We start from the raw sequence: 15306 nt of genomic DNA on the forward strand, positions 1-15306 counted from the left end.
ACGCTTGCAGGGCCTACGGGTTTTGTAGGTCGGGTAAGCGAAGCGTCACCCGACTAAGCTAACTGCTTCCTGCTTATAAGCGGCCCGTCAATCTTCTTCATCGAGCGGTCCAGCACCTCTTCAATCACCGACGACAGCTCATTCAGCTCAAACTTCGCCACATAGCCGTCCGCCTTCACTTTGCGAATATGATCTTCGTTCGCGTTGCCGGAAAGAGACGAGTGGATCACCACCGGAATATCTTTCAGTACCGGGTCGGATTTGATTTTTCGCGTCAGCGTAAATCCGTCCATCTCCGGCATTTCGAGGTCGGTTAATACCAGGGCAATCTTATCGGTAACGGGAACGCCCTCGGCCTGTGCCTGCGCGGCCAGCTGAGTGATTTTCTCCCACGCGTCTTTGCCGGTGATATGCAGCTGGGCCGGGATCTCCATCGCCTGCAATCCCTTCTCCAGCATTGAGCGCGCTACTTTTGAATCTTCTGCAACAATCGCGACAGAGCCAGGCGTGATGTTGAATTTGGTGGTTTCCAGATGGGTGGCGTGCAGATCGTGGTTCGCCGGGGTGATGTCGTACAGGATCTGCTCCACGTCCAGCACCATCGCCAGATCGTTGGTATCGGTCTTCTCGTTCAGACAGGCAATGCTGGTGATGTAGCGACCGCTGACGGCGGTTTCCGCGGCGTGCACCTGCTTCCAGTCCAGACGCATGATGTTTTCCACCGATTCTACGGCAAACGCCTGCACGCTGCGGGCATATTCGGTGATCAGCAGGATGTTCAGCCCGGTGGCTGGTTTGCAGCCGGCGACGGCGGCCAGATCGATCACCGGGATCACCTGGTCACGAATGTTCACCATCCCCATCAGCGGAGACTTCATTCCCGCCGGTTTGGTGAAGGTCGGCATCGGCACAATTTCGCGCAATTTGAACACGTTGATGCCGAACAGCTCGGATTTATTTTCGTTCAGAGAGGTGCCAAGACGGAACAGCAACAGTTCAAAACGGTTGGACAGGGTCAGGTTTGCCCTGTCATCAATATCTTTCTGGAAATTATCCATTCTACCCTCAAGAGAAATGCTGGCCTTTTAATCGTTATCGGCACGCTGAGGGAAAAATGAAGGACTAAACGCTGACCTGAGCAAAATCTTCCGCCAGCTCGCATGCCGGAAATACTTCCCGGCACTCTGCCAGCAGGCTTTCAGCGCCGCGGACGTCATAGCGTGAGCTGACGTGAGTAACAATCAGTTTCCGGACGCCAGCCTCACGTGCCAGCTGCGCCGCCTGACGCGTAGAGCTGTGCCCCCGGCTGTTGGCTTTTTCTTCCATCGCCGCTTCCAGCGTCGCCTCATGCACCATCACATCTACACCTCTGGCAAGCCTGAGCGCCGAAGGGCAGGGGGCGGTATCCCCAAAAATAGCCAGTTTTTTGCCCGGCTGCGGTGGGGCGAGGTAATCCTGACCGTTGATGACGCGCCCGTCTTCCAGCGTGACGGTCTCGCCGTGCTTCAGACGCTGGAACAGCGGGCCTGGTTTCACCCCATCGGCCTGCAACGCGGCGGCGTTCAGCGCCCCGGGCTTGTCATGCTCCTCAACGCGATAGCCGTAGCATTCCACCGGATGGTTAAGCGGGTAAGCGCGCACCAGGTAATCTCCGTCATCGAACACCAGACCCTCGCCGATCTCTAACACCTCCAGCGGATAATCGGTCCACGAGCCGCTCAGGCGCAGCGTGGTTTCAACAAATTCCTGAATACCCGCGGGGCCATAAATGGTCAGCGGGTTAGCGTTACCGGCCATCGAACGGCTGCACAGCAGGCCCGGCAGGCCAAACAGATGGTCGCCGTGCAGATGGGTGATAAATATTTTATCCACTTTCCCCGGGTGGTATGAGGTATGCAGCAGCTGATGTTGCGTACCCTCGCCGCAGTCAAACAGCCACAGCCCACCGCGGGTAGGATGCTTAAGATCCAGCAGAATCGCCGTCACGTTTCGTGAGCGGGTTGGCACCCCGGCGGACGTACCCAGAAAAATCAGTTCCATAACGCAATCAGCCCTTTGCCGAATGGGAAGGGGTTTAGTATAACGTGATGAACACCAGGAAGGAGAAACACATGATCCAGTGGCAAGATCTACACCACAGCGAACTGACCGTGCATTCACTCTACGCCCTGCTCAAGCTGCGCTGCGAAGTCTTTGTGGTTGAACAAACCTGCCCGTATCAGGATATCGACGGCGATGACCTGATCGGCGAGAACCGGCACATCCTCGGCTGGCGCGATAACGAGCTGGTGGCGTATGCGAGGATTCTGAAAAGCGAAGAGGATTTTGACCCTGTCGTCATTGGCCGCGTCATTATCAGCGGCCGCGCGCGCGGTGAAAAGCTGGGCTATCAGCTGATGGAAAAAACGCTGGACGCATGCCAGAAACAGTGGCCGGACAAGGCGTTATACCTGGGCGCGCAGGCGCATTTGCAATCATTCTATGGCCATTTTGGTTTTACCCCGGTCACGGACATTTACGACGAAGACGGCATCCCACACATCGGCATGGCACGCGAAGCGAAACAGGCGCAATAGCAATACGTTGTCTATAGTTACCGGACTGGTGTACTAACATGGAGAAAAATATGTCATTTCAATCCTGGGATACCCGAGTCGACGACGACCTGACGCTGCTAAGCGAAACGCTGGAAGAAGTGCTGCGCTCTTCAGGCGATCCTGCCGATCAGAAGTACATTGAGCTCAAAGCCCGCGCCGAGCAGGCGCTGCATGACGTGAAAAACCGCGTCAGTAACGCATCCGACAATTACTACTACCGCGCCAAGCAGGCGGTTTATCGTGCCGACGATTATGTGCATGAAAAACCGTGGCAGGGCATTGGGGTCGGTGCGGCCGTAGGGCTGGTGCTGGGTCTGCTGTTAGCCCGTCGTTAAGCCGGTAAACCACTCCCTACACGTGGGTACTGCTATTTATCGTCAGTACCCCGTATAATATAAGGCTTTAACAGGGAGAGGTTCGCGTGCACTCGATTTTCCTCGCGCTGCAAAGCCTGCGTACTCAGCTTGCGCAAGCGTTGCCAGCTACACCCGGTTTACGCCATTTCGATGTCTCTTTCCCGTTAAACGACGCCTTCGATCCGCTGGCCTGGCTCGGTGTGCAGCGATACTATCCTCAGTTTTACTGGCAACAGCGCAGCGGCGATGAAGAACTTGCCGCGCTCGGAAGCCTCGCCCATTTTGATTCTCTGGCCTCGGCCTCGCGGTTTTTGCACACCCACGACGTAGCCAATGACACCCGTATCTGCGGCCTGAACGCCTTCAACCCGGCGCAGGGCAAGCTGTTTTTACCGCGCCTTCTCTGGCGACGGTCTGGCGGGGTCGCCACGCTGCGTCTGCAACTGTGGAGCGAAACGTCGCTGCGGGAAGATGCCCGTGAGGCGCTGAATTTTGTCGATAACCTGCGCGACGCCGCGCCGATCCGCCCGTTGTCCGTGCAGATTGTGCAGGAAACCCATCATCCGGAAAAACCGGAATGGCTGGCGTTGATTCGTCAGGCGACGGATACCCTTGCTCGCGGCGATTTTGAGAAAGTGGTCCTCGCACGTGCTACAGACGTGCATTGCCAGCAGCCCGTGAACGCCATCGCGCTGATGGCTGCCAGCCGCGCGCTAAACCTCAACTGCTATCATTTTTGTATGGTCTTTGACGCCAGCAACGCGTTCCTCGGCTCGACGCCTGAACGCCTGTGGCGGCGACGCGGCACGCTGCTGCGCACTGAAGCGCTGGCAGGCACCGTCGCCAGCCATTCTGACGATAAGCAGGCCCAGCGTCTGGGCGACTGGCTGATGAATGACGACAAAAATCAGCGGGAAAATATGCTGGTGGTGGAAGATATCTGCCAGCGTCTTCAGCACCATACCCGGACGCTGGAGATCCTGCCTGCGCAGGTGCTGCGTCTGCGCAAGGTGCAGCATTTACGTCGCTGTATCTGGACCGAACTTAAACAGCCTGACGACGAGCAGTGCCTGCATATTCTGCAACCGACGGCGGCGGTGGCCGGGCTGCCGCGACAGGCGGCGCGAGAATTTATTGCGAAAGTGGAGCCGTTTGACCGGGAGTGGTACGCCGGGTCGGCGGGCTATTTATCGCGCGATCAAAGCGAATTCTGTGTGGCATTACGCTCCGCCCGCGTTCACGACGCTGCGCTGCGTCTTTATGCGGGGGCGGGCATCGTCAGCGGCTCCGATCCGGAGCAGGAGTGGCAGGAGATCGAAAACAAGGCAGCCGGGCTGCGTTCCCTTCTCCTAAGGGATTAATACTGATTCGTGCAATCCCGATTCATATCAAAATTCTGACTTTTTCTATTATTTATACTGTGTCGCATTCTTGATACTGGACAATCTCATGTCAGTAAGTTCTTTTAACCGACGCTGGGCGGCGGTGATCCTTGAAGCCCTGACCCGTCATGGTGTCAGGCATGTGTGTATTGCCCCGGGCTCTCGCTCCACGCCGCTCACCCTTGCTGCCGCGGAAAACCGGGCTTTTATTCACCACACCCATTTTGATGAGCGGGGTCTGGGCCATCTGGCGCTCGGGCTGGCGAAAGTCAGCAAAGCGCCCGTGGCGGTGATAGTCACCTCCGGCACGGCGGTGGCGAACCTCTATCCGGCGCTGATAGAAGCGGGATTAACCGGCGAAAAGCTGATTTTACTCACTGCCGACCGTCCCCCGGAACTTATTGACTGCGGTGCTAATCAGGCGATTCGTCAGCCTGGCATTTTTGCCTCGCATCCTTCACAGGCGGTCTCGTTGCCGCGCCCCACCCAGGATATTCCCGCCAGCTGGCTGGTCTCAACCCTCGACCACGCCATGAACGCACTGCGCAGCGGCGGGCTGCACATTAACTGCCCGTTTGCCGAGCCGCTGTACGGTGAAATGAACGATACTGGCCTCGTCTGGCAACAGCAGCTGGGAGACTGGTGGGAGAGCGAAAAACCCTGGCTGCGCGAGCAGACGCATCTGGAAAGCGCAAAACAGCGCGACTGGTTCTTCTGGCGCCAGAAGCGCGGCGTGGTGATTGCCGGGCGGATGAGTGCGGCGGAAGGCAAGCTGGCGGCGGAGTGGGCACAAACGCTTGGCTGGCCGCTGATTGGTGACGTGCTTTCCCAGACGGGCCAGCCGCTGCCCTGCGCCGACCTCTGGCTGGGGAACGCGAAAGCGGTTACCGAGCTGGCGCAGGCGCAGATTGTCGTCCAGCTGGGATCGAGCCTGACGGGGAAGCGTCTGCTCCAGTGGCAGGCCACCTGTACCCCAGAAGAGTACTGGCTGGTGGATCCGCTCGAAGGACGCCTTGACCCGGCGCACCATCGCGGCCGCCGCCTGGTGAGCAACATTGACAGCTGGCTGGAATTGCATCCGGCGGAAAAACGCAAACCCTGGGCGGTGGAGATCCCGGCGCTGTCACGTCAGGCGTGGGAACTCACCAAAACGCAGTGCGAGGCGTTCAGTGAAGCCGGGCTTGCGCACCGTATCCGCAAATATCTTCCCGAGCAGGGACAACTTTTTGTCGGTAACAGCCTGGTGGTGCGCCTGATTGACGCCTTTTCGCAGCTGCCGGCGGGTTATCCGGTGTACAGCAACCGGGGTGCGAGCGGCATTGACGGCCTGATCTCCACCGCCGCTGGCGTACAGCGGGCCAGCGCGAAATCCACGCTGGCGATTGTGGGGGATCTCTCAGCCCTCTACGATCTCAACGCGCTGGCGCTCCTGCGTCAGGCGTCGGCCCCGTTCGTGCTGATTGTTGTGAACAATAACGGCGGGCAGATTTTCTCGTTGCTGCCGACGCCGCAAAGCGAGCGTGAGCGCTTCTATCTGATGCCGCAAAACGTGCAGTTCGAACACGCCGCCGCCATGTTCAGCCTGAAGTACCATCGCCCGGAAAACTGGGACGCGCTGGAGACGGCGCTGAACACCGCCTGGCGGCAGCCTGGCGCGACGCTGATTGAGCTGGTGGTAAACGATGCTGACGGCGCGCAGAAGCTGCAACATCTGCTTGCGCAGGTGAGTCACCTGTGATCCTCGCAGGCGTCTCCCAGCCAGGAAAACCAGGCTACCCCTGGCTGGTTTTCCTGCACGGTTTTTCCGGCGACTGTCGCGAGTGGCAGGCTGTCGGGGCGTCGCTGCATGACTACCCCCGGCTCTACATTGACCTGCCTGGGCACGGTGGTTCAGCGGATACGGGCGTGACGGGGTTTGCAGAGGTAAGTGAATTGCTCTCGCATACCCTTGTTAGTTACAACATACTAAGATACTGGCTCGTGGGGTACTCCCTCGGCGGCCGCACTGCGATGTTCCATGCCTGTCAGCATCCTGCGGGGTTAGACGGGGTGATTGTGGAAGGTGGGCACCCGGGCCTGCAAGACGCCAATGCGCGCCAGGCCCGGCTGACCTCTGACCGTCATTGGGCATCACGGTTTCGCAGTGAGCCGCTGGAGGACGTCTTTGCCGACTGGTATCAACAGCCGGTCTTTGCCTCCCTTACAGATGATCAGCGCAAGGCGCTGATCGCGCTGCGCAGCCGGAACAACGGCCCGAGGCTGGCAGAGATGCTGGAAGCCACCTCGCTTGCCATTCAGCCTGATTTACGTCCCGCGCTCATCGCGCGTGATTTTTCTTTTGACTATCTCTATGGCGAACGTGACGGGAAGTTTGCAGCTATCGCCGCTGAACTTAACGCCACGCGTCATGCTATCCCTCACGCCGGACACAACGCCCACCGGGACAACCCGGACGCGGTTGCCGCGAGTCTGGCTCAGATACTGCGTTATCGAACAAAGGACACGCTATGATCTATCCTGATGAACACATGCTTTACGCGCCGGTTGAATGGCAGGACTGCTCCGAAGGCTACACCGACATTCGTTACCACAAATCCGCCGATGGTATCGCCAAAATCACCATCAACCGTCCACAGGTGCGCAACGCGTTTCGTCCACTGACCGTAAAAGAGATGATCCAGGCGCTGGCGGATGCCCGCTACGATGACACTATCGGCGTCATCATCCTCACCGGGGAAGGGGAGAAAGCCTTCTGCTCCGGCGGCGATCAGAAAGTCCGCGGTGACTACGGCGGATACCAGGATGATGCGGGCACGCACCACCTGAACGTGCTGGATTTCCAGCGCCAGATCCGCACCTGTCCAAAACCGGTGGTCGCGATGGTGGCAGGGTATTCCATCGGCGGCGGTCACGTGCTGCACATGATGTGTGACCTGACGATCGCGGCGGAAAATGCCATTTTCGGTCAGACTGGCCCGAAAGTCGGCTCTTTCGACGGCGGCTGGGGCGCGTCCTATATGGCGCGCATTGTCGGTCAGAAAAAAGCCCGCGAAATCTGGTTCCTGTGCCGTCAGTACAACGCCCAGGAAGCGCTGGATATGGGGCTGGTTAACACCGTGGTGCCGATCGCCGATCTGGAAAAAGAGACCGTGCGCTGGTGTCGCGAAATGCTGCAAAACAGCCCAATGGCGCTGCGCTGCCTGAAAGCGGCCCTCAACGCCGACTGTGACGGTCAGGCGGGCCTTCAGGAGCTGGCAGGTAACGCCACCATGCTGTTCTATATGACCGAAGAGGGTCAGGAAGGGCGCAACGCGTTCAACGAAAAACGCCAGCCGGACTTCAGCAAATACAAACGGAACCCGTAATGCGTTGCGCGCAGGTTTACCGCTGGCAGATACCGATGGACGCGGGCGTGGTGCTGCGTGAACGGCGGTTAAAAACCCGTGACGGCTTTTTCGTGCATCTCCGGCAGGGCGAGCGGGAAGGGTGGGGCGAAATCGCCCCGCTTCCGGGCTTTAGCCTGGAAACGCCGGACGAGGCGCAGGCTGCGCTGATGGCCTGGACGTACGAATGGCGTGAGGGAGCAGACCCGGCGCTGCCGGACGTTCCTTCCGCCGCGTTCGGCATCAGCTGTGCGCTGGCAGAGCTGGACGGCAGTTTACCGGATGCGGCGAACTATCGCGCCGCGCCGCTCTGTACCGGCGATCCGGATGAACTTTTCGCGCTCCTTTCCGCGATGCCTGGCGAAAAGGTGGCGAAAATAAAGGTCGGCCTGTACGAAGCGGTGCGCGACGGAATGGTGGTTAACCTGTTACTGGAAGCCATTCCCGATCTGCACCTGCGCCTGGACGCCAACCGCGCCTGGACGCCGCTCAGGGCGCAGCAGTTTGCGAAGTACGTCAACCCGGCGTACCGCAGCCGCATCGCGTTTCTCGAAGAGCCGTGCAAAACGCGCGACGACTCGCGCGCCTTTGCCCGGGAAACCGGCATTGCCATCGCCTGGGATGAGAGCCTGCGCGAAGCCGATTTCGCGTTTGCCGCCGAGCCGGGCGTCAGGGCCGTGGTGATTAAGCCAACGCTGACCGGCAGCCTCGACAAGGTGCGCGAGCAGGTTGCGGCGGCCCATGCCGCAGGGCTGACGGCGGTGATCAGTTCATCCATCGAATCCAGCCTCGGCCTGACGCAGCTGGCGCGCATCGCTGCATGGTTAACGCCGGACACCGTTCCCGGTCTCGATACGCTAAACCTGATGCAGGCCCAGCTGATTCGCCAGTGGCCTGGCAGCACCTTGCCGTGCCTCGACGTCGGGGCGCTGGAGCCACTGCGATGAGTTTTACCGACTGGCCGTGGCGGTACTGGCGCACCCGGCGTGCCGATAAATCCGCGCTGCGTTTAGACGATATAACGCTCAGCTGGTCTCAGCTGGGCGAGCGTATCGATCGTCTCGCAGCCGGTTTTCAGTCTCAGGGCGTTACGGACGGTGACGGCGTCATGCTGCTCGCCCACAACCACCCGCAGACCCTGCTGGCCTGGCTGGCGCTGCTTCAGTGCGGCGCCCGCATTTTGCCGGTGAACCCTCAGCTTCCCCGTCCGCTGCTGGACGTCCTCCTGCCGCAGATGACCCTGCGTTTTGCGCTGGTGCTTAACGGTGAGTATGACGGTCTGCCCGGGCTGGTATTAAGAGAGGGCGAGGGGCAGGGCGGCGTGACGTGGCGGGCAGAACGGCTGGCCTCAATGACGCTCACCTCTGGCTCCACCGGCTTGCCGAAAGCGGCGGTGCACACCTGTGCCGCGCACCTTGCCAGCGCAAAGGGCGTGCTGGCGCTGATGCCTTACGGCGGTAGCGATGACTGGCTGCTCTCTCTGCCGCTGTTTCACGTCTCCGGTCAGGGGATTTTGTGGCGCTGGTTGCAGGGCGGAGGCCGTCTCACCGTGCGTGAAAAACAGCCGCTGGAGCAGGCGCTACAGGGCTGTACCCACGCCTCGCTGGTGCCAACGCAGCTGTGGCGGCTGCTTAATTCACACCATCCCGTCGCGCTGAAAGCCGTGCTGCTCGGCGGGGCGGAAATCCCCGTTGCGCTGACCGAACAGGCGCGCGAGCAGGGGATCCGTACGTTCTGCGGTTACGGTCTGACCGAGTTCGCCTCCACCGTCTGCGCCAAAGAGGCCGACGGCGCGCCGGACGTGGGCAGCGCGCTGCCGGGCAGAGACGTTCAGGTGGTGAACGGTGAAGTCTGGCTCCGGGCGGAAAGCATGGCGGCGGGCTACTGGCGAGACGGCGCATTATTGCCGCTGGTCAATGAGCAGGGCTGGTTTGCCACCCGCGATCGCGGCGAGTGGCATGACGGACGCCTGACCATTCTGGGCCGAATGGACAATCTCTTTTTCAGCGGCGGAGAAGGGATCCAGCCCGAAGCGCTGGAGCGCGTTATCGCCACGCATCCGCAGGTAAGCCAGGCGTTTGTCGTTCCGCTGGATGATGCCGAGTACGGGCAACGTCCGGTGGCGGTAGTGGAATGCGAGCCGGGCACGGATATTACGCTGCTGCCGGAGTGGGTTCAGGGCAGGCTGGCGCGCTTTGAGCAGCCGGTACACTGGCTGGCGCTGCCGTCAGAACTGAAAAATGGCGGGATTAAAATCTCCCGCCAGGCGTTAAAGCAGTGGGTCAATGCCCTGTTGAGGGGCTAATCAGCCGATATCCGGCTGCGGTTTGTGCTGGCGTCGGCGGATCCAGCGCAGCACCGGCGGCACGACAATCACCATAATCGCCATTGCCAGCAGGATCTTCGTCACGCTGCTCTCCCACAGGATCCCCATGTTGCCATTGCTGATGGAGAGGGCGCGGCGCAGGTTCTGCTCCAGCATTTCCCCCAGCACAAACCCTAAAATCAGCGGCGACATCGGGAAGTGCATCTTGCGCAGAATGTAGCCCAGCACGCCGAGCAGCACCATCAACACCAGGTCGAAGGTGGTGCTGTGCACCGCGTACACCCCAACCGCAGAGACGGCGGCGATGGCCGGGACCAGGAACCACAGGGGAATGGTCAGCATGCGGGTGAACAGGCCGATCAGCGGGATGTTCATTACCAGCAACATCACGTTGGCGATCAGCAGGGCGGCAATTAAACCCCAGACGATATCGGGCTGCTCGGTAAACATCGCCGGACCCGGGGTGATGTTATAGAGCGTCAGCGCGCCCATCATTACCGCCGTGGTGCCGGAGCCCGGCACGCCGAGGGTCAGCATCGGGATAAACGAGCCGCAGGCCGAGGCGTTATTCGCCGCCTCCGGCGCCGCCACGCCGCGGATATCGCCTTTGCCGAAGCTGTCGCTGTTACCGCTCAGCTTTTTCTCGGTCATGTAGGTGATAGCGCTGGCGATAGTAGCCCCCGCGCCGGGCAGAATGCCGACGAAGAAACCGATCACCGACGAACGCAGGGTGGCGCCAATACACTGCGCCCCCTCTTTGGCATTAAAGAGCATACGTCCGGTTTTACGCACCAGCGTCTGCCCGCTGCTGGTATGCTCCAGCATCAGTAAGATTTCTGAGACAGAGAACAGACCAATCACCACGACGATAAACTGCACGCCGTCGGAGAGATGAACGCTGTCGAAGGTAAAACGATAAACCCCGGTGTTGGCATCCACGCCGACGGTCGCCAGACTGAGGCCAATCAACGCAGACAAAAACGACTTCAGCGGATTCTGCGCCATCATGCTGCCGAGACAGGCGATGGCGAACACCATCAGGGCAAAATACTCGGCCGGACCAAACGCCAGCGACCACTGGGCCAGCGCCGGGGCGAAGAGGATGATGCCGCCAATGGCGATCAGGGAGCCAAAGAACGAGCTGACGGCAGAAATAGAGAGCGCCACGCCGCCGCGTCCCTGCTGCGCCATCGGGTAGCCATCCAGCGCGGTCATAATGGCGGCGGCATCGCCGGGCACGTTAAGCAGTATCGAGGAAATACGCCCCCCGTATTCGCAGCCGATATAGACCGTCGCCAGCAGGATCAGCGCCGATTCCGCAGGCAGGTGTAGCGCAAAGGCCAGCGGCAGTAAAATCGCCACGCCGTTGATAGGGCCAAGGCCCGGCAGCAGGCCGACGATGGTCCCGACGAAACAGCCGATCAGGGCGATCACCAGGTTTTCCGGGGTCATCGCTACCGCGAACCCCTGAGAGAGATAGATCCAGGTATCCATAGCGTGCTCCGTTAGTTAAACCATGCGCCGAGCGGCAGGGTCACGTCCAGCAGGCGGTCGAAGGCGTACCAGAGTAAAATGCCCAGTACGACCCCGGAGATCCCCGCCGCAGGCAGCGAGGCGTTAAACAGTATGCCAATCACCATCGTCAGCAGGGCGGTGGCAATCGGGAAGCCGAGCCACTCAAAGCCCCACGCATACATCAGCAGGACAATTACCATTACCAGCAGACGTTGCAGCGTACGGCGTGGCGGCCACTCCACGGTATCCGGATGGCGCAGCAGCAGCGCCACCGAGCAGAGCAGCATCAGGCCGACAATGCCGACGGGGAAGGGGCGTGGCCCCACGGGTTCATAGCTGTATTCGCTGTGGATCTGCCAGGCGACGAACATGCCGCCAATGCAGAGCAGCAGCCATATCCCGGCAAAAATGCGATCGCTCATAGCGCCTCCGGTTATTTCGCCAGACCAAAGGCTTTCGCCTGTTCTCGGTAGTCATTCACCTGTTTTTTGACATACTCGTCCAGCTGCTTGCCGTTCAGGTTGAACTCAAACAGCCCGCGCAGATCGCGCTGTTTTTTGAACTCCTCGGTTTGCTGAAGTTTTGCGAAGGTATCCACCCACCACTGGTACTCGGCGTCGGTCACTTTTGGCCCGACGAAGAAGCCGCGGATGATCGGCCAGACCAGGTTATAACCCTGCTCTTTGGCGGTTGGGACGTCTGCCAGCTGGCCCGGCAGACGGTTTTCCGAGAAGACCGCCAGCACGCGGATCTTATCCCCGCTCAGGTAGGGCACCATTTCGCTGAGATCGCCCGATACCGCCTGGACGTGATTGCCCATCAGCGCCGTCACCGGCTCGCCGCCGCCTTCAAAGGCCACGTAACGCATCTTGTGCGGATCCACTTTGGCCTGCTGCGCCAGCAGCGCGGCTTTCATCCAGTCCTGGCTGCCGATAGAGGCGCCCGCGCCAATGACCACGCTGTTCGGATCTTTTTCCATGGCGGTCAGCAGATCTTTCAGGGATTTCCACGGGGAGTCCGCGCGCACGGCGATCATGCCGTAATCAGTGCCTACGGTGGCGAGCCAGCGCACGTCATTCACGTCATAACGACCAAATTTCCCCTGCGACAGGTTCAGCAGCGAACCGCCGGAGAAGGCCACCACGGTGCCCGCTTCGGCAGGGCGCTGCGCGACGATGGCGTTATAGGCTACCGCGCCCACGCCGCCGGGCATGTAGGTGACGCGCATCGGTTTTTCAATGGCCTTCGTCTCCAGCAGGCTGACCTGAATCAGCTTGCAGGTCAGGTCGAAGCCGCCGCCGGGTTTGGCCGGGGCGATACATTCGGTACGGGATGGCGCGTCCTGCGCCTGGACGACAGAGGCACTCAACAGCAATACGCTTGCAGCAAGGGTAGAAAGTAATTGTTTTTTCATCGTTTATCCTCACGCCGGAGAACCGGGAGTACGGGTACGGGTGTATTTTTTCTGATTATGTGAACCACCTTGTAGCGGTTCCGTTGCGTGATTGTTAAAACAATAACCTTTCATTTCCCTTTCACTGCGACACCAACTTTACAGGATGTGATATGCGTCTCTTACTGGCGGAAGATAATCGTGAGCTGGCTCACTGGCTGGAAAAAGCGCTGGTACAAAACGGATTTGCCGTGGATTGCGTCAACGATGGACGGGCGGCCGATCATCTTTTGCAGGGAGAAAACTATGCCGTCGCGATCCTTGATATCGGTATGCCCGGCTTCGACGGGCTGGAGGTGGTGCATCGCCTGAGAAAGCGCGGGCAGACGCTGCCGGTGCTGTTTCTTACCGCCCGCAGCAACGTGGCAGACAGGGTGAAGGGGCTGAATGCCGGGGCGGATGACTACCTGCCGAAACCGTTCGAGCTGGAGGAGCTTGATGCCCGCCTGCGCGCGCTGCTGCGCCGCAGCGAAGGACGAACCCAGGAGCGCCAGCGGCTGGGAGAGCTGGAGTACGATGATGAAGGCTTTTTTCTGCTGCGCGATGAACCCCTTTCCCTCACGCCGCGCGAACTCTCTTTGCTGAAGGTGCTGATGCACCGCCGGACCCGTCCCGTCTCCCGGCAACAGCTTTTCGACCAGGTATTCAGCCTGAACGACGACGTCAGCCCCGAGAGCATCGATCTCTATATTCACCGCCTGCGTAAGAAGCTGACCGGCAGCGGGGTGCGGATCATTACCCTCCGGGGGCTGGGCTACGTGCTGGAGTGCGGCGATGAAGTGGGTTAAGCCGCAGTCGCTTTACCTGCAACTTTTGCTTTTTCTGGGTTTGCCGCTGCTGCTGTTATGGGGGCTGTCAGCCTTTAACAGCTACGTTAGCGCGTTACAGGCGGCGACGCAGGCCTATGACCGCACGCTGTTATCCTCGGCGCGCACGGTGTCAGAGCGGCTGGTGGTGCACAATGGTAAACTCCAGGTGAACGTGCCCTGGGTCGTGCTCGACAGCTTCGAGCTGAACATGAACGATCGCCTCTACTACAAGGTCGTGGACCCTGACGGGCGGACGATCTCCGGCTACGACGATCTGCCGAATATGCCTCCCTCCACGTCGCGCACCTCCCACTATCCGGCGCTGGCGTGGTTTTATCATACCGAGTATCGCGGGCAGGCGATCCGCGTGGCGAAGCTGCTCCAGCCGGTTAACGAGGACAGTGTGTTCGGCATGGCGGAAATCTACGTCGCCGAAACGTTGCAGTCGCGGCGCTATCTGGCCACTCAGCTGCTGTTTTCCTCGCTCGTGTCGCAGGGGCTGCTGGTGCTGCTGACGCTGGTCCTGACCGCCTGGCTGCTGCGTCGCGTGCTGCGCCCGATGCGGCAGCTCTCGTCCCTGATGGTGCGCCGTGAGCCGGGGCTGCTGGCTCCGCTGCCGGAGTTATTGCCCTGGTCGGAAACGCGGCTGCTGATTGTGGCATTTAACCGCTATATCGACAGGTTACGTGGCGTGCTTTCGCGGCAGGCGCGCTTTAACGCTGACGCCTCACACCAGCTCAAAACGCCGCTGGCGGTGCTGAAAACCCAGGTATCGGTTGCCCTGACGCGTAACGATCCGGCGCTGTGGCAGGAGAGCTTACGGGCGATGAACGTCACGCTGGATAACACCATCGTGCTGACGGAAAGGCTGTTGCAGCTTTCGGCGGTGAAGCGAAAAGAGCAGGGGGAGCGACAGTTTGCGCCTGTCGATCTGGTACAGGTGGTGCAAAACTGCTGCTTTTCCCGGCTGGCGCAGGCGCGCAGCAAGGGTATCGATCTCGGTTATGACGGCGTACAGCAGCCGGTAATGATTGAGGGGGATGACGTGTTGCTGGGCGAACTTTGCGCCAACCTGCTGGAGAACGCGATCAAATACACACCGGAGCAGGGCGTCGTGACGGTGTACCTGCGCACGGCTAACGATGCCGTTGAGCTGAGCGTGGAGGACAGCGGACCGGGCATTGCTGAAGACCAGATCTCCCAGGCCATGCTGCCGTTTCATCGGCTGGATAACGTGGGCGATGCCGCCGGGTCCGGCATTGGCCTGGCGCTGGCTAACGATATTGCCCGCCTGCACCGCAGCCATCTTCAGCTGATGCCCAGTGAAAATCTGGGTGGGCTGAGCGTGAAAATGCGCTTTCTGATGCTGGTATAAATGCCGATATTATCAAATCGTTACAAACTAATTGCCCGCCGCACGCGGAGTCCATTGATCACACAGGCAGTCAGGTTAAAATCTCGCGGTTTTTGGACATCTCTGAATAA

15 protein-coding genes are annotated in these 15306 nt (G+C 60.0%); 10 read left to right on the top strand and 5 right to left on the bottom strand.

The genetic code is table 11. The features are described 5' to 3' along the window. Positions 1 to 53 precede the first annotated feature (53 nt). Positions 54 to 1058 (bottom strand): chemotaxis protein, encoded by a 1005-nt coding sequence (locus ACOTY5_RS17000; RefSeq protein ID WP_045141714.1) that lies wholly within the window; start codon positions 1056 to 1058, stop codon positions 54 to 56. A gap of 64 nt (positions 1059 to 1122) precedes the next feature. Further along, positions 1123 to 2040, bottom strand: coding sequence for a ribonuclease BN (gene rbn, locus ACOTY5_RS17005; protein ID WP_015572275.1), 918 nt, complete (start codon positions 2038 to 2040; stop codon positions 1123 to 1125). Positions 2041 to 2111: 71 nt separating this feature from the next. Here rbn and ACOTY5_RS17010 point away from each other — a divergent pair, with 71 nt between their 5' ends. The 8 genes from ACOTY5_RS17010 to menE all read left to right on the top strand — a co-directional run bounded on the left by ACOTY5_RS17010 (position 2112) and on the right by menE (position 10023). Beyond that, positions 2112 to 2576: a GNAT family N-acetyltransferase gene (locus ACOTY5_RS17010; RefSeq protein WP_023295084.1), complete on the top strand. Its 465-nt coding sequence runs from the start codon at positions 2112 to 2114 to the stop codon at positions 2574 to 2576. A gap of 50 nt (positions 2577 to 2626) precedes the next feature. Further along, entirely contained in the window at positions 2627 to 2932 is a 306-nt protein-coding gene (gene elaB, locus ACOTY5_RS17015; protein WP_017693006.1) for a stress response protein ElaB, read from the top strand. Between the two features lie 86 nt (positions 2933 to 3018). Beyond that, positions 3019 to 4314, top strand: coding sequence for an isochorismate synthase MenF (menF, locus tag ACOTY5_RS17020; RefSeq protein WP_045141713.1), 1296 nt, complete (start codon positions 3019 to 3021; stop codon positions 4312 to 4314). A gap of 88 nt (positions 4315 to 4402) precedes the next feature. Then, positions 4403 to 6073 carry a 2-succinyl-5-enolpyruvyl-6-hydroxy-3-cyclohexene-1-carboxylic-acid synthase gene (gene menD, locus ACOTY5_RS17025; RefSeq protein ID WP_062934027.1) on the top strand — a complete coding sequence of 557 codons (1671 nt, stop codon included), beginning with the start codon at positions 4403 to 4405 and terminating at the stop codon, positions 6071 to 6073. Beyond that, complete coding sequence (gene menH / locus ACOTY5_RS17030) at positions 6070 to 6846, top strand: 2-succinyl-6-hydroxy-2,4-cyclohexadiene-1-carboxylate synthase (RefSeq protein ID WP_045141711.1); 777 nt, start codon at positions 6070 to 6072, stop codon at positions 6844 to 6846. Before menD ends, menH begins: the two co-directional genes overlap by 4 nt. After that, positions 6843 to 7700, top strand: coding sequence for a 1,4-dihydroxy-2-naphthoyl-CoA synthase (menB, locus tag ACOTY5_RS17035; protein ID WP_003859452.1), 858 nt, complete (start codon positions 6843 to 6845; stop codon positions 7698 to 7700). Before menH ends, menB begins: the two co-directional genes overlap by 4 nt. After that, a complete protein-coding gene (menC, locus tag ACOTY5_RS17040) occupies positions 7700 to 8665 on the top strand; it encodes an o-succinylbenzoate synthase (protein WP_045141710.1) in 966 nt (321 codons plus the stop codon). The genes menB and menC overlap by 1 nt, the downstream gene beginning before the upstream one ends. After that, positions 8662 to 10023, top strand: coding sequence for an o-succinylbenzoate--CoA ligase (gene menE, locus ACOTY5_RS17045; RefSeq protein WP_017693011.1), 1362 nt, complete (start codon positions 8662 to 8664; stop codon positions 10021 to 10023). The genes menC and menE overlap by 4 nt, the downstream gene beginning before the upstream one ends. Here menE and ACOTY5_RS17050 read toward each other — a convergent pair whose 3' ends face one another. From ACOTY5_RS17050 to ACOTY5_RS17060, 3 genes are read right to left on the bottom strand one after another with little or no spacing between them, the layout of a single operon-like run. Further along, positions 10024 to 11538, bottom strand: coding sequence for a tripartite tricarboxylate transporter permease (locus tag ACOTY5_RS17050; RefSeq protein WP_045141709.1), 1515 nt, complete (start codon positions 11536 to 11538; stop codon positions 10024 to 10026). It abuts the gene before it with no gap. Positions 11539 to 11549: 11 nt separating this feature from the next. After that, a complete protein-coding gene (locus tag ACOTY5_RS17055) occupies positions 11550 to 11981 on the bottom strand; it encodes a tripartite tricarboxylate transporter TctB family protein (RefSeq protein WP_003859443.1) in 432 nt (143 codons plus the stop codon). Positions 11982 to 11992: 11 nt separating this feature from the next. Then, positions 11993 to 12973, bottom strand: coding sequence for a Bug family tripartite tricarboxylate transporter substrate binding protein (locus ACOTY5_RS17060; RefSeq protein WP_006811363.1), 981 nt, complete (start codon positions 12971 to 12973; stop codon positions 11993 to 11995). A gap of 152 nt (positions 12974 to 13125) precedes the next feature. Between ACOTY5_RS17060 and tctD the strand changes: the two genes are divergently transcribed. Together tctD and ACOTY5_RS17070 are read left to right on the top strand one after the other, a co-directional pair. After that, positions 13126 to 13800 (top strand): transcriptional regulator TctD, encoded by a 675-nt coding sequence (gene tctD / locus ACOTY5_RS17065; RefSeq protein WP_006811361.1) that lies wholly within the window; start codon positions 13126 to 13128, stop codon positions 13798 to 13800. Continuing rightward, a complete protein-coding gene (locus tag ACOTY5_RS17070) occupies positions 13787 to 15196 on the top strand; it encodes a sensor histidine kinase (protein ID WP_045141708.1) in 1410 nt (469 codons plus the stop codon). Before tctD ends, ACOTY5_RS17070 begins: the two co-directional genes overlap by 14 nt. The last annotated feature ends 110 nt before the right edge of the window (positions 15197 to 15306 follow it).

Origin of the sequence: Enterobacter cloacae complex sp. SHL018 (genome assembly GCF_049237905.1) — a bacterium.
GTDB lineage: Bacteria > Pseudomonadota > Gammaproteobacteria > Enterobacterales > Enterobacteriaceae > Enterobacter > Enterobacter hormaechei_C.

Coding starts and splice junctions, on each gene's coding strand:
- ACOTY5_RS17000 (WP_045141714.1), bottom strand. CDS start 1,058: ATGGATAATTTCCAGAAAGATATTGATGACAGGGCAAACCTGACCCTG.
- ACOTY5_RS17010 (WP_023295084.1), top strand. CDS start 2,112: ATGATCCAGTGGCAAGATCTACACCACAGCGAACTGACCGTGCATTCA.
- ACOTY5_RS17070 (WP_045141708.1), top strand. CDS start 13,787: ATGAAGTGGGTTAAGCCGCAGTCGCTTTACCTGCAACTTTTGCTTTTT.
- ACOTY5_RS17055 (WP_003859443.1), bottom strand. CDS start 11,981: ATGAGCGATCGCATTTTTGCCGGGATATGGCTGCTGCTCTGCATTGGC.
- tctD (WP_006811361.1), top strand. CDS start 13,126: ATGCGTCTCTTACTGGCGGAAGATAATCGTGAGCTGGCTCACTGGCTG.
- menD (WP_062934027.1), top strand. CDS start 4,403: ATGTCAGTAAGTTCTTTTAACCGACGCTGGGCGGCGGTGATCCTTGAA.
- menB (WP_003859452.1), top strand. CDS start 6,843: ATGATCTATCCTGATGAACACATGCTTTACGCGCCGGTTGAATGGCAG.
- ACOTY5_RS17060 (WP_006811363.1), bottom strand. CDS start 12,973: ATGAAAAAACAATTACTTTCTACCCTTGCTGCAAGCGTATTGCTGTTG.
- ACOTY5_RS17050 (WP_045141709.1), bottom strand. CDS start 11,538: ATGGATACCTGGATCTATCTCTCTCAGGGGTTCGCGGTAGCGATGACC.
- rbn (WP_015572275.1), bottom strand. CDS start 2,040: ATGGAACTGATTTTTCTGGGTACGTCCGCCGGGGTGCCAACCCGCTCA.
- elaB (WP_017693006.1), top strand. CDS start 2,627: ATGTCATTTCAATCCTGGGATACCCGAGTCGACGACGACCTGACGCTG.
- menC (WP_045141710.1), top strand. CDS start 7,700: ATGCGTTGCGCGCAGGTTTACCGCTGGCAGATACCGATGGACGCGGGC.
- menE (WP_017693011.1), top strand. CDS start 8,662: ATGAGTTTTACCGACTGGCCGTGGCGGTACTGGCGCACCCGGCGTGCC.